Consider the following 12,843-nt stretch of genomic DNA (forward strand, 5'->3'; position numbering starts at 1 on the left):
GTGTTTTCGGGGCGTTGAACAGAGTTCGAGGTGGCCCGATGACGGCATATCAGGTGCAGCGCCCCGCGGTGACGGCGTCGAGTGCCTCCGGTTCCGTCGCGATCATCGGCATCAACTACGCCCCAGAGGTCACGGGCATCGGCCCCTACACGGCCGGCCTTGCGTCGGGGCTGTCGGACAGAGGCTTCGCGGTCTCCGTGCACACCGGTGTCCCGCACTACCCGCAGTGGCGTAAATCCGTCGCACCGCCCGCCGAAGCTGTCGTCCCGAACGCGGCGGGAGGTTCCCTGGCGGTCACTCGTGTCAACCACTACGTACCGCCCATCGTCACCGCGTCTCGACGTGCTCGCATGGAGCTCAGCTTCGCGATCAGATCCATCGCGGCGGGTCTCGGACGGCCCGACGCGATCGTCTGCGTCAGTCCGCCGCTCATCGCGGCTGCCGCGATGACCCTGTACGGGAAATTGCTGCGCGTCCCCGTCGGACTCGTCGTGCAGGACCTCTACAGCCTCGGCGCCATCGAGACCGGTCTCGCACGCGGACGCACCAGCGCGCTGATCGCCCGCATCGAGGCGTGGTCACTCCGCAACGCGACCTCCGTGGTCGTGATCCACGACAGGTTTGCCCGATCCGTCGAGCGCCTCGGGATCTTCCACGCTCGGATGGCGACCATCCAGAACTGGACGCACGTGGTCAAGGCCGACCCGAACGGACGAATCCGCACACGCGCCGCCTTCGGGTGGTCTCCCACCGAGGTGGTCGCCCTGCATTCCGGGAACATGGGGGTCAAGCAGGGCCTGGAGAGCGTCGTCGAGGCCGCTCGCCTCGCCGACGAGACCAACGCGCCGGTGCGCTTCGTCCTCGTCGGCGACGGCAATCAACGACGGAGCCTCGAGGCGATGGCACAGGGCGTCGATCGTCTGACGTTCCTGGACCCGGTACCCGAAGACGCCTACATGGCGATGCTCGCCGCAGCGGACGTTCTCCTGGTCAACGAGCGTCACGGCGTCGCCGACATGGCGATGCCGAGCAAGCTCACGAGCTACTTCGCGAGTGGTCGACCGGTTCTCGCCGCCGTCGACCCGGAAGGCGCGACGGCCGACGAGATCGCACGATCGAAGGCCGGCGTGATGGTGCCACCCGGTGACCCGGCCGCGATGGTCGAGGCGATTCTCGACCTCGCGACAGACACCGATCGGCGCGAGACGCTCGCCCGCAACGGAGGACGATACGCAGCCGACTTCCTGGGCGCCGACCGTGCACTCGACGCGTACGCGCTGTGGTGTCGCGACCTGGTCGGCGGAGCAGCATGACCACGCTCCGTCAGAACATCGGGGACCGGCGGTTCGCCGGTGGGCGGTACACCGCGGCCATCGGACCCGTCGACGTCGTCGGCGGCGCGCCCGGAGTGCGCGACCGCCTCCTGGCCATCGCCGGACAGGGTCGGCACACGCGGATCGGGCTGATCCCCCACCCGACCGCCGCCCGGTGGGACCATGACGTCACACGCGCAGTCGCGGTACGGGAACCGGACTGGGGACGCGTCGACGACATCGGAACGATGATGGAACTCGCGAACGACACCGCCACCGCCCCGATCGACATCGCGCTCGTCGACGACCATCTCTTCGCCACCGTCGACCACGGCATCGGCGACGGCGTGTTCGTCACCGAACTGCTGCCCGCCCTGACCCGGGTGACCGCGGGACCGTTCCCCCGCCACGTCGTCGCCGGCGACACCGTCACGCGCCATCCGTCGGTGCGGGCTCTCGCGTCGGCGATCCGACGGCACCCCGGGTCGACGGCGCGGTCCATGCGGTCCGTCGTCCACGGCACCGCCGGTGCGGCCGGACCTCAGACCTCCCTGGCCCCCGACGCGCGGAGACAGACGGTGGTGATCGGCAGTGAGCCGGGATTCGCCGACCGCCTGCGCCGACTGCGCGACGACCGCTTCCCCGGGGCCACCGCGGCAGCCACGCTGTCGTGGACGATCGACCGCCACCTGCGCGGCGCCGGCCTCCCCCTCGCGCCGACCCTGTCGATGATGGTCAACCTGCGCCGCCATCTCCCCGCCGGGACGGCATGCACGGGTAACTTCGTCGGGGCGGTGACCGCCCCGACGACGTCCCCGCAGGAGATGACACAAGCGGTCCAGGCGCGGCTGCGTTCCACGGATCTCGTCGTCCACCAAGCACTCTCGGACGCATTGGGTGCCGTGCGGCCCGAGCGGATGCGCGAACCGCACCACAAGCGCGCCGTGCACGATCGCACCGTGCGCCTCGTGGTCTCCGATCTGTCCGGCAGTCCGGCGATACCGACCACACGCTGGAACCCCGACTCCGTCCACCCGCGGACGTTCGGCATCGCGACGCTGTGCAACCGCAGCGACGAGATCGACCTCGTCTACACCCGCGTCGACGACCGCCTCTTTGTCACCGCGCGGTTCTTCGACGGGTACCACGACGCCACCACGATCGGATCGGCGATCCGCGAGGCCCTCCTGGAACCGGCCGACGCTCTGTGACGGGACGGTCGATCGTCGCAGCATCGATCGGGGTGGTCGCCGCGGTGATCGTTGCCGGGTGCTCCGGCGACCCCGCCCCGTCGCCCGACATCGTTCGTGACCCCATCCCCGAGACGGTGCAGGCCGTTCCCGACTCCGCGTCGCGGGGCGCGCTGGTCTCCGTCGAGCCACTTTCGGACGCACAGCCCACGCTGCTCGCCGCGTCATCGAAGGCAGTGCGCGGCACATATGTGTCCACCGATCCGCGGACGACCGAGCCGGTACGGGTGACGGGGACGTTCTTCGTCCCGCGCACCCCACCTCCCCCCGCTGGCTGGCCCGTCATCTCGTTCGCCCACGGCACCACCGGCGCCACCAACGGATGCGGGCTGTCGGGGTCGGCCGACCTGCGCGGGTACGCAGGTGCCATTGCCGGTCTGCTCACAGGCGGCTTCGCGGTCGCGGTCACCGACTACCGCGGGCTGGGACCCGACGGGGTGCACCTCTACCTCGATCCGGCCTCGGCCGCCTACGACGTGATCGACGCGGCTCGCGCCCTGCGACGACTCGCGCCCGCGGCCTCGACGCGGTGGCTCGCCTACGGCGACTCGCAGGGCGGTCAGGCCGTGTGGTCTGCCGCCGAGCTCGACTCGACATACGGTGCCGGGATGACCATGGTCGGCGCGCTCGCGACCAAGCCGGCCGCGAACATCACGGCCTTCGCCGACCTCGCGGAGCGAAAGGCGCTCTCGGCGCAGCAGCGTGAGGTCGCGGCTCTGGTGGCGCAGGGCGCCGCGCGCGCGTCGAACGGCTCTCTCACCCTGGGCAGTCTGCTGCCCGACGTCTCGGCCGCCCAGTTGCGCGATCTCGTCGGCTGCGACGTCGCCGCGCGTCAGCGGACGGTCGACGCGCTCGGTTCAGCAGGACTGGCACCGCGTGCCGATGCGGTCGACGCGTACACCACACAACTGCGACGCGAGGCGCTCCCCCAGCGACGCTCCGCCGTCCCGGTGCGGGTGGTCTACGGACTCGACGACACATTGATCCCCCCGGCGTGGGTGACCGCACCCATCGCGCAGGCCTGCGCGATGGGCAGCGCGGTGTATCCGCGAGCGGTACCCGGGAAGGGCCACGCCGACGCCCTCCTCGACGCCTCCGACCTCCAGTGGGTCGGCCAGCGGTTCGCCGGTCAGACGCCAGCGGGTGCGTGTCCATGAGGATCCTGCACGTCGCGACTCTGTTCACCCCCACCGGCGAGTTCGGCGGACCCACCCGGGTGGCCGTGCACCAGGCGGCCGGACTCGCCCGTCGCGGGCACTGCGTGACCGTCACGGGCGCTGGCCGCGGATGGCACACGGACACCGAGCTGCCACCCGACATCGAGTGCCGCTTCTTCCCTGCGCAGCGATCGGTACCGGGGATCGGCATCGCGGGCCTGCGCAGCCCCTCCGTCACGCGGTTCGTGGCATCGCACGTCCGTGACTTCGACGTCGCACACATCCACCTCGCCCGAGACCTCGTGACCATCCCTGCGGCACGGGCGATCCGACGATCTGGTGTGCCGTACGTCGTTCAGTGCCACGGCATGGTGGACCCGACGTCGAAGGTGCTGGCGGGGCCCCTGGACCGATACGCGACAGTGCCCGTGCTGACCGGCGCCGCGCGCGTCCTCACCCTCACCGACACCGAAGAGACCGGCCTCACCGCCGTCGCCGGACGAGCGCTGCCGTTCCGTCGGGTCGTCAACGGGGTGCCCTCCACGGCAGCCAACCGCGTTCCCTCCGATCCACCGGAGGTGCTCTTCCTCGCTCGCCTCGACGAACGCAAACGACCGCTCCACTTCGTACGGGCGGCGGCCACGCTGCTCTCCCGGGGTGTCCGAGCGCGTTTCACACTCATCGGACCCGACGGTGGGCAGGCTGCCGACGTCGACGCCGCGATCGCTGCGTCCGGCCGCGCTGACGCGATCCACCGCGAGCCCGCGATCGAGTCCGACGACGTCGCGGACCGGATGCGCCGCGCATCGATCTACGTGCTGCCGTCGGTCGACGAACCCTTCCCGATGACCGTGCTCGAAGCGATGTCGGTGGGTGTCCCCGTCGTCGTCACCGCGTCCTGCGGACTCGCGCCGGTGATCGACGACTGCGGGTGCGGCGTGGTGACCGACCATTCCGACGACGCGCTGCGGGACGCGGTCGCCGCACTCCTCGCCGACCCCGGCGACGCCACGCGTCGCGGCGTCCGCGGGCGCGAACGGGTGCGAAAGGACTACTCGGTCGGAGCTGTCGCCGCCACACTGGAGGCGATCTACGACGAGTGCACGTCCCGACCGAGGGAGGATGCCGGATGACGATCGCCGACCTCCGCCACCTGCTGCTGACCCGCGCGGTCGTGCTGCTGCTCGGCGTCGCCGTCGGGGCGGGCATCGGATGGAACGTCGCCGCGCACCAGACCTTGCACTACTCCGCGACGGCGACCATCCTGCCCGCCGTCGGTGGCGGAACCTCGGATCCGGGCGGGTTCGCGCAGTCGGTGTTCATCCAGTCGCGAGTCCCCGAATACGCGGCATTCGGCACGACCGACTCATTCCTGCAACGGGTCATCGCCACCTTCCGGCTCCCGCTCAGTCGGGACCAACTGGGCGACAACCTTTCGGTCACTGCGCCGAAGATGAGTTCCCTCATCGAGACCACTGTCCGTGCAACGGATCCCGCGTCCGCCGCGTCGTTCGCGAACGCTGCGGCGGAGACCCTCGCGCGGGTGATCTCGGAGCGAGAGAGTCTGCTCCCGGTCCGCGTCACCGTCGTCGACAGCGCGATGACACCGACGCGGCCCGACAACAAGGGGACGGGCGAGGTCATCGGCCTCTACGGGGTGCTCGGACTCGTCGGCGGGTTCCTGCTGTCCCTGGCGACGACACGCGTGCGCACCGGCGACAGGGTCGCGGCATGACCGCCGTTCTGGGCGCGCTCCGCGTGATCGTCTGGTTGCTGCCGCCGGGTCCGTTCAAGAACGCGCTCCTCCGCCTCCTCGGCGACAGCGTCGGTTCAGGCGTACGACTCGGGCCCAATCTCGTTCTCGGGCACGTCCGCTTCGTCCTCGCCGACGGCGCGTCGATCGGTTCCCTCAACGTCTTCCGGGCGCTGCGAGAAGTACGCCTCGACGAGGACGCCTACATCGGCAACCTCAACCAAATCACCGCCGTCCCCGATTACCGCGCCCACGACCCCGCCTTCGGCCTCCTCCACCTGTCGCCGGGCGCCGGGATGACCAATCGTCACTACGTCGACTGTTCCGGACGGTTCATGGTCGGCACGTTCTCGATGATCGCCGGAGTCCGATCGGTCTTCCAGACCCATGAGCTCGACCTCGTCGACAACCGAGCGCGCGCCGGCGACATCGTCGTCGGCGATCGGTGCTTCACGGCCACCGGGGTGCAGATGCTGCAGAACTCCTACCTCCCCGACCGGTCACTGCTCGCCTCGGGATCCACGCGCACCCGGACGGCCGCGGGCGACCCGCCGGGTCAGCTCTACGCGGGAACCCCGGCGAGGGCATGCAAGGACATCAGCGGGTGGGCGTGGTTCGACCGCGACGTCGTCCACACGCCCGTCGAGCTGGACGGCACGTCGGAGACAGTCCGATGATCGCGATCGCCTACGCACTCGTCGCTGTCGCCGCGGTCGCCTTCGCAGCTGTTCGCCGCGGCGAGTTCCGGGCCCTCGGGGACGAGGACCGGTGGGCGGCGATCGCGGTGGTCCTGGTGACCGCGTGGCCGATGGTCTGGACCTTCGTGCTCGGACCGGTCGTCGTCGGGACCCCGGCATCCCCTCTCTTCCCCGCGGTCTGGTATCTCCCGGGGGCCGCGATGGCGGTGCTGATGATGCGGCGAGCGTTCGAGTCCGGGGCATTTCGCGTCGACCTCCCGGTCGCGCTCGCCGCAGCGGTCTCGGTACTCGCGCTGGCCCCGTTGCTGCTCGACGGCGGGACGTTCAGCGAGCTGCAGCGGTGGGCGCTCGGCGCCGTGCTGCTCGCGATCCCCCTGCTCAAGCGCGAGCGCGTAGGTCTGCCGGCGCTGGCCTGGGCGTCGCGGACCAGCCTTCTCGTCATCGCGCTCACCGTCCTCGCGACCGCCACGGTGGTGCCCGGCGGCGTGGGGAACTGCCGTACCGACAAGTGCGGGACGGCAGGAGTGGCTCTCACCTCGGCGTTCGCCGGCAACGGCAACATCCTGGGGCTCTCGGTCGCCTTGCTGCTCCCGTTCGCGCTCGTGAACCGCCGCTGGCCGCAGGCTGTCTCACTCGTCGTGGCCGTCCTGGCCATCGGAGAACTCGCAGGTAGCCGGACAGCCATGATCGGTGTCGTCATCGTCGTCGCGATGACCGTCGGCCTGCGTGTCACGCCCTCGCGTCGCGCGGTGCTCACGCTCGGACTCGTCGGGTCCCTGATGCTGTCGCTCCTGCCGGTTCTCCTGTCCTACGGCGACGAGGCGTTCAGCTTCCGCGGGACCCTGTGGAACCAGGCGAAGGAACTCATCGCCCGGAACCTCGTCCTCGGCGAGGGTCCGGCGGCATGGGAGCGTCTCGGCGCCAACTCGGTCTACGACGCGAACTACTCGCCACACAACGGATGGCTGGACATGACCGTGTCCGTCGGCGTGGCCGGCGTCGTCGTCATCGTGATCGCGCTCGCGCTGAAGGTCTTCCTCGTGCACGGTGAGGAACGTTCGACGCTGATCGTCTTCCTCTGTGGGCTCCTGGGGATCTCGACTCTGGAGAGCCTGATGACGCCCTACTTCCTCGGCATCCTCCCCGCGACCCCCGTCCTCGCGCTGATGCTCGGGCCCGGCCGTCTGCTCGTCCCGCGGCGTCGTCGACGCCGAATCTCGCGTCGTCACACCACGGATCAGGTCGAAGCAACCACCATCGTCGGGAGTCGATCATGAGCGAGATCCTCGACCTCATACGCCGACGACTCGTGTTCATCGTCGTGTGCGGTCTCATCGCGGCAGCCGTGCCGGCGGCCCTGGCCACGACGTCACCAGATTCCTACCGCGCGACGGCGAGGCTTTTTGTCGCGACCGCGGCACAGGACGTGACCGCGGCGAACCAGGGGAATCTCGCGGCGCAGTCGCGTGTGCGCTCCTACGCCCTGCTCGCGATGGGGCCTGAACTGCTGGCGCGCGCGGCGCAGAGGTCTGGGGTGTCGATCAGCGAAGGGGCTCTCGCGCAGCGGATCTCTGTGTCCACTCCCCCCGACACGGTTCTCCTCGACATCGCTGCCACCGCGGGGACACCGCAGGAGGCGGCGGCACTGTCCGACGCGGTGTCCCAGGAACTGGTGACCCTGGTTTCGCAGGCCGAGCGGCCACTGCGCGGCGGCAGCCCCTCCCTGGGGCTGCTGATCCTTCAACCCGCCGACGCCGGGATCTCCAAGGTGCCCAGAGTGGTACCGACGCAACTCGCGCTGTTCGGCGTCGCCGGTCTCGTGGTCGGCGCCGTGATCGCGATCCTCGTCCCGGGACGTTTCCGACTCCGTCGTCGCAACCGCGGCACGGCGACCGACACCGACATCACGACCCGCGGCGACGCCGCCGACAGCCACGCCGTCACGCCGGATCCGGCTACGGGCACATCGGTACCGACTGTCGCCGCCGCGCCGACCGGTGCCCGCGACACACCCGACTCGATCGGCCGCGACGACCCGTCGAGTCCGACTGGGGTCAACGGAGTCGCACCCGACGCCACAGAACCGTCGCTGCGCGAGCACGGCGCCTCGTTCAAAGGCGCCTCCCCCGCCGACGCCGACCGACACCCCAACTGGACGACGTTCGACACCCTGGACACTTCGACACGTCCCGGCCGGCCGGTGCCGACCAATGGTCTCCGCCGCGAGCAGGTACCCCCACTGGCCCGCCCGAGACCCACGCCACCGCCTCCGGCGACCGACAGACCCGGATGGGAAGACCTCACCGATCCGTCCGGTCTCCTCCGGCCGATCGAGGACAGTCCGCGTCGGCACCGTCGCGAGAGCGGTTCGTGGCAGTTCTCGCCGTCCTCGGTCGAGGACGATCAGAACCGTGCGCACCGGTCGGTCCGACACGGCGACGAGTCACCGTGACCACGTCGCCCCGTATCTCCGTGACGATGCCCTGCTTCAACGCTGGTGACCACCTCGAGACCGCACTGACCAGTGTCCTGTCGCAGCTCGGTCCCGGGGACGAGGTCGTCGTACAGGACGCCTGCTCGACAGACGGTTCCGCCGCGGTGTTCGCACGGGTCGGCGAGGGCGACCCGCGACTGTCCGTCGTCTCCGAACGCGACGACGGACAGTCCGACGCCCTCAACCGTGCCCTCGGCCGCGCGACGGGCGAATTCGTGCTGTGGCTGAACGCCGACGACATCGTCGTCGACGGCGGGATCGACGCCGTGCGGGCCGCGATCGATGCCGATCCGTCCGTCGACCTGGTCGTGGGGGCACATCAGATGCTGCGCGAGAACGGCGACGTGATCGATGTGTACCCGGGGCGGGCTGTCAGCGTGGACGCCATCCTGCGCCGCGGTTGCACCGCTTTCTCCGGTTCGATCCTCATGCGCACCGCGCTCCTCAGGGAGGTCGGAGGGTTCGACGACGCACTGAACACCGTCATGGACCTCGAGCTCCAGCTGCGCCTGGCCCGACACTCTCCGCGGCAGGTGGTCGTCGACCATCCGGTGGGTGCCCTGCGGTTCCACGACTCGTCGAAGTCCGCGACCCTCTGGCCACAGTTCGTGAGGGAGAGCCATCGCGTCCGAATGGCCCACTCCGACACCCTGGCCGCCCGCGTTCGGACGGTCGGGCTCACAGGGCTGCACATCGCGTACGCGGTGACGTTCCGCATCCAGCTGACCGACACCTACCGGCGTCTACGCCGCATCGTCCGACGCGAGAGCCGGTGACCGTCGGGGCCGCGGGGACCCGCAGGGTCGCCTCGCTCGCCCTCGGTCGGGTGGGTTCGCGCGTCGTGAGTTCATTGATGCTGGGCGTCTCATTGCTGCTGATCGCCCGGGGAACCACGGTCGACGGGTTCGGTCACTTCATGACCGCATACACGGTCGGGATCATCGTCGGACTCGCCGTCGGGTTCGGGGCTCCCACCCGGATCCTGCAGATCGGCGTCCGCGATTCCGAACTCGCCGGCGGACTCTTCGCGGTGCACACATTCCTGGTGACCGTGGTGTCCGTGATCGCGTGCGTCACGGTCGCGATCTCCGGAGCGGGCACCGTCGTGCTCGTCGGCGTCGTCTTCGCGATCGGCGACACCGTCCAGAACTACGCGCAGGCCCACCTGACGGCTCGAGACCGACAGTGGGCGGCGAACCTTCTCGTGCTGTCGCACCGGCTGCCACCCGTGGTGGCCGTCGCCGCGTCCATCGCCATCAGCGGCCGGGTCGACTACGACATCCTCATCGTCGCCTACACGGTTCCCGTCGCCCTGGGCGTGTTCGCCCCGATCGCGGACGCGAGCCGCGCGGCCTGGCGGCGACGACACGATGCCTTCCGCGGGTCCTCCGGGTACTGGGTGTACTCGCTCGCGGCGGTGATCCCGCAACTGCAGATCCCCCTCCTCGCCCTCGTCACCGTTCCCGAGGTCGTCGGCGAGTTCTCGCTCGCGACGCGGGTGATCGGACCGATCACGCTGTTGACGGCATCCCTGTCGGCCGTCCTCGTTCCCGAACTCGCCCGACGCGCCGACGACCCCGCGGACTTCGCGGCGCTCTACCGGTTCTCCATGCGGATCTCTGCCGCATATCTCGGTGTCGTCGTCGTCGCCGCGTGGCCGGCCGCAATGCTGGTCGTCGGCGCCGCAGGCGCGCAGTACGCCGATGCGGTCGGACTCGTGTTCGCAACCGTCGTCGCGGCCGGGATCGCAGCATTCGGACAGGCCGCGAACTCAGTGCTCCTGGCCGTCGGGAAGGCCTCCCTCTCGGCGTCGGCGATCATCGCCGGCGCTGTCGTCGGGTTGTCGGTGCTGCTCGTCTGCGGGACCATGCTGAACGGTGGCTGGCTCTGGGTGGCTCCCGTCCTCACGCAGGTCACCACGATGGTGATGCTGGTCCGGTTCGCCCGTCCCGTCGTGCGGGCACCGCGGGAGCCGTCCACGGAGGTGATGTCGTGAACAGGTGGTCGCGGACACTCGCCGCCCTCGTCGTCACGGTCGCCGTCGGGGCGTGCGCGCCCGTCCGTGCCGAGACACCGCCGGTGCTGGGCGTCGCCAGCATCGCCACACTGACCGACCGCACCAGCCAGGGGTACGACGTCGAGAACGATGCGATCCGAGGCGTGGGAGCGACATGGATCCGGACCGTGATGAACTGGAACGAGATCGAGGTCGCTCCCGGCGTCTTCGACTGGGGGCGCATCGACGCGGCAGTGACCTCGGCCCGTGCCCACGGGCTGTCAATTCTCGCGCTGCTCAGCGGGCCGGCGCCGGCCTGGGAGAACCCCGGCGCACCACCGGCCTCGGCGCCGCCGGCCGATCCCGCTCACTTCGCGACCTTCGCCGCAACTGCCACACAACGGTATTCGCGATCCGTCTCACACTGGGAGATCTGGAACGAGCCGAACCTACCCCAGTTCTGGTCGACGCCGGACCCCTCTCGGTACACGGCGACACTGTCCGCGGCGTTCCGGTCCATCCGACGGGTGCAACCGACGGCGACGGTCGTGGTGGGCGGACTGTCGACGGGGCCGGGCGGTGTCGGCGTGGCCGCATTCGCTCGCGGCATCTACGCTGCGGGCGGGGGAAAGTCGTTATCTGCCATCGGTATCCATCCCTACACGTACCCGTATCCTCTGGACGCGGATCCGCGGGGCCATTCAGCGGCCATCGGCGCCCTGCGGTCGGTGATGGTGGACAACGGGCAGTCCGACAAGACGATGTGGGTCACGGAATGGGGCCAGTCGACCGGCACGGGGGCGACATCGGTGACCCCGGAACGCCAGGCCGACATCATCGTCGACGGAGTGCGGTATCTCCGACGACAGCCGGGCATCGGACCGGTGTTCCTCTTCACGAGCAAAGACTGGTCACCCGACCCGTCCGTCAGCGAGCTGAACTTCGGTCTCTATCACTTCGACTGGTCACCCAAGCCTGTCGTCGCCCGGCTGCGGGCGTCCTGACGATCGTCACCGGAGTCGCGCGAACACGGCGGTGTTCTGCTCACTCTCCGACCGGCCGGTGTCGAACGGTCCGCTGCATGTGATGAGCGCCAGATCCGAGGAGGGCGCGTTGCTCGCCAGAGTGGTCTGCAGCGCCGTCGCGTCGTCCTTGGGGATGCCCGTCACGACCTTGGTGACCACAGCTGTCGCGCGCTGCCGACCGTCCGACGTCTCGACGACGATCTCGTCCGGCGGGCGGAGTTCTCCGATGCGGTTGAACACCGCATACCCACCACCCACCTGACTGTGTCCGAGCAACACGGCCATCCCACCTCGCCCCAGTCGCACACCGTCACGCCACCAGCCGACGGTCGACAGATCCGCCGGGACCTCGAAGCTGGAGACCTGCCGCCCACCGAGGAAGGGTGCCGGGGCGACCGTGGTGCCGAGCGCGACCACGGATGCGTTCACCCCGATGTCGGGGATGACGATGTGCCCCGGGGTGAGTGGACGACGAATCGTCGGGACCACGGACGACGCGGACGGGCTCAGCGACCGGGACGCTGCAGTGGGATTCCCCTCGGGATACGGCCTGACCGCCGATGGTGCGGCTGCCGAGCACGCTGCCGCAAGGACGACGAACACCGACGAGATGAGCGCCGCGACGATCTTCGTGACCACGGACGGCGATGTCAGGCGCGTCGACGACGCGACACCGCGACGCCCGCCGCAACAGTTGCGGCCGCCCCGAGCCCGGCGAGCCCGAGCCCGAGAGGGACGGCGACGTCGACCGACTCGCGCCCCGGACCCGATCCGGTCTGCGCCTGCACGGGGAAGGAGGCCGGGTCGACGGCGATGCCGCCGCGGTACGGCTGCACGACCGGTACGGCGCCACCGGTAACGACCGGCTGCGCGCCGGGCACCACGACCGGGATGCCGCCACTCCCGACCGGAACCGTGGGGGGCACCGGCGGGTACGGGGCGGCGGACGCAGGTGTCGCGACCAGGACACCGGACACGGCGACACCGATCGCAGCGGTGACCACGCCGACCCGCGTACGGCGTCCGCTCCGCGAGCGGGTCTGATCCGGCATCGTCATGTCCTCGTCGTGATTTACTACATTCAATCGCGGGTGCGCTGACTTTGAATCGTACCGCAGCGTGTGGTGCGGACGGCCGACCTTGGGGCGACCGGACCC

Annotated in this window: 13 protein-coding genes; 11 read left to right on the top strand and 2 right to left on the bottom strand. The window is 70.0% G+C overall.

Annotated features, from left to right (window positions below; genetic code table 11):
* The first annotated feature begins 38 nt into the window (after positions 1-38).
* The 11 genes from Q1A98_RS18565 to Q1A98_RS18615 all read left to right on the top strand — a co-directional run bounded on the left by Q1A98_RS18565 (position 39) and on the right by Q1A98_RS18615 (position 11,665).
* Complete coding sequence (locus Q1A98_RS18565) at positions 39-1,313, top strand: glycosyltransferase (protein WP_299576180.1); 1,275 nt, start codon at positions 39-41, stop codon at positions 1,311-1,313.
* On the top strand, positions 1,310-2,524 hold the full coding sequence (locus Q1A98_RS18570) for a hypothetical protein (protein ID WP_299576182.1): 1,215 nt from the start codon (positions 1,310-1,312) through the stop codon (positions 2,522-2,524). Before Q1A98_RS18565 ends, Q1A98_RS18570 begins: the two co-directional genes overlap by 4 nt.
* Complete coding sequence (locus Q1A98_RS18575) at positions 2,521-3,720, top strand: lipase family protein (RefSeq protein ID WP_299576184.1); 1,200 nt, start codon at positions 2,521-2,523, stop codon at positions 3,718-3,720. The genes Q1A98_RS18570 and Q1A98_RS18575 overlap by 4 nt, the downstream gene beginning before the upstream one ends.
* Entirely contained in the window at positions 3,717-4,853 is a 1,137-nt protein-coding gene (locus tag Q1A98_RS18580; protein ID WP_299576186.1) for a glycosyltransferase, read from the top strand. The genes Q1A98_RS18575 and Q1A98_RS18580 overlap by 4 nt, the downstream gene beginning before the upstream one ends.
* Complete coding sequence (locus tag Q1A98_RS18585; RefSeq protein ID WP_299576188.1) at positions 4,850-5,455, top strand: hypothetical protein; 606 nt, start codon at positions 4,850-4,852, stop codon at positions 5,453-5,455. The genes Q1A98_RS18580 and Q1A98_RS18585 overlap by 4 nt, the downstream gene beginning before the upstream one ends.
* On the top strand, positions 5,452-6,150 hold the full coding sequence (locus tag Q1A98_RS18590) for a hypothetical protein (RefSeq protein WP_299576191.1): 699 nt from the start codon (positions 5,452-5,454) through the stop codon (positions 6,148-6,150). The genes Q1A98_RS18585 and Q1A98_RS18590 overlap by 4 nt, the downstream gene beginning before the upstream one ends.
* Positions 6,147-7,448: an O-antigen ligase family protein gene (locus tag Q1A98_RS18595; RefSeq protein WP_299576193.1), complete on the top strand. Its 1,302-nt coding sequence runs from the start codon at positions 6,147-6,149 to the stop codon at positions 7,446-7,448. Before Q1A98_RS18590 ends, Q1A98_RS18595 begins: the two co-directional genes overlap by 4 nt.
* Entirely contained in the window at positions 7,445-8,623 is a 1,179-nt protein-coding gene (locus Q1A98_RS18600; protein ID WP_299576195.1) for a hypothetical protein, read from the top strand. Before Q1A98_RS18595 ends, Q1A98_RS18600 begins: the two co-directional genes overlap by 4 nt.
* Positions 8,620-9,441 (top strand): glycosyltransferase, encoded by an 822-nt coding sequence (locus Q1A98_RS18605; protein WP_299576197.1) that lies wholly within the window; start codon positions 8,620-8,622, stop codon positions 9,439-9,441. Before Q1A98_RS18600 ends, Q1A98_RS18605 begins: the two co-directional genes overlap by 4 nt.
* A 65-nt stretch (positions 9,442-9,506) precedes the next feature.
* The gene (locus Q1A98_RS18610; protein WP_299576199.1) at positions 9,507-10,661 is read left to right on the top strand and encodes a hypothetical protein; all 1,155 of its coding nucleotides are present in this window, start codon (positions 9,507-9,509) and stop codon (positions 10,659-10,661) included.
* On the top strand, positions 10,658-11,665 hold the full coding sequence (locus Q1A98_RS18615) for a cellulase family glycosylhydrolase (protein WP_299576201.1): 1,008 nt from the start codon (positions 10,658-10,660) through the stop codon (positions 11,663-11,665). Before Q1A98_RS18610 ends, Q1A98_RS18615 begins: the two co-directional genes overlap by 4 nt.
* A gap of 6 nt (positions 11,666-11,671) precedes the next feature.
* Here the strand turns inward: Q1A98_RS18615 and Q1A98_RS18620 are convergent, their stop codons facing one another.
* Both Q1A98_RS18620 and Q1A98_RS18625 read right to left on the bottom strand, forming a co-directional pair.
* The gene (locus tag Q1A98_RS18620) at positions 11,672-12,325 is read right to left on the bottom strand and encodes a class F sortase (RefSeq protein WP_299576203.1); all 654 of its coding nucleotides are present in this window, start codon (positions 12,323-12,325) and stop codon (positions 11,672-11,674) included.
* Between the two features lie 11 nt (positions 12,326-12,336).
* Entirely contained in the window at positions 12,337-12,738 is a 402-nt protein-coding gene (locus Q1A98_RS18625; RefSeq protein ID WP_299576205.1) for a hypothetical protein, read from the bottom strand.
* Positions 12,739-12,843 lie beyond the last annotated feature (105 nt).

Origin of the sequence: uncultured Williamsia sp., from assembly GCF_947494875.1 — a bacterium.
In the GTDB taxonomy this organism is placed as follows: Bacteria; Actinomycetota; Actinomycetes; order Mycobacteriales; family Mycobacteriaceae; genus Williamsia_A.

Excerpts from the sequence above, each read along its gene's own strand:
- Q1A98_RS18595 (WP_299576193.1), top strand. The coding sequence starts at position 6,147 with ATGATCGCGATCGCCTACGCACTCGTCGCTGTCGCCGCGGTCGCCTTC.
- Q1A98_RS18600 (WP_299576195.1), top strand. The coding sequence starts at position 7,445 with ATGAGCGAGATCCTCGACCTCATACGCCGACGACTCGTGTTCATCGTC.
- Q1A98_RS18585 (WP_299576188.1), top strand. The coding sequence starts at position 4,850 with ATGACGATCGCCGACCTCCGCCACCTGCTGCTGACCCGCGCGGTCGTG.
- Q1A98_RS18570 (WP_299576182.1), top strand. The coding sequence starts at position 1,310 with ATGACCACGCTCCGTCAGAACATCGGGGACCGGCGGTTCGCCGGTGGG.
- Q1A98_RS18590 (WP_299576191.1), top strand. The coding sequence starts at position 5,452 with ATGACCGCCGTTCTGGGCGCGCTCCGCGTGATCGTCTGGTTGCTGCCG.
- Q1A98_RS18580 (WP_299576186.1), top strand. The coding sequence starts at position 3,717 with ATGAGGATCCTGCACGTCGCGACTCTGTTCACCCCCACCGGCGAGTTC.
- Q1A98_RS18565 (WP_299576180.1), top strand. The coding sequence starts at position 39 with ATGACGGCATATCAGGTGCAGCGCCCCGCGGTGACGGCGTCGAGTGCC.
- Q1A98_RS18625 (WP_299576205.1), bottom strand. The coding sequence starts at position 12,738 with ATGCCGGATCAGACCCGCTCGCGGAGCGGACGCCGTACGCGGGTCGGC.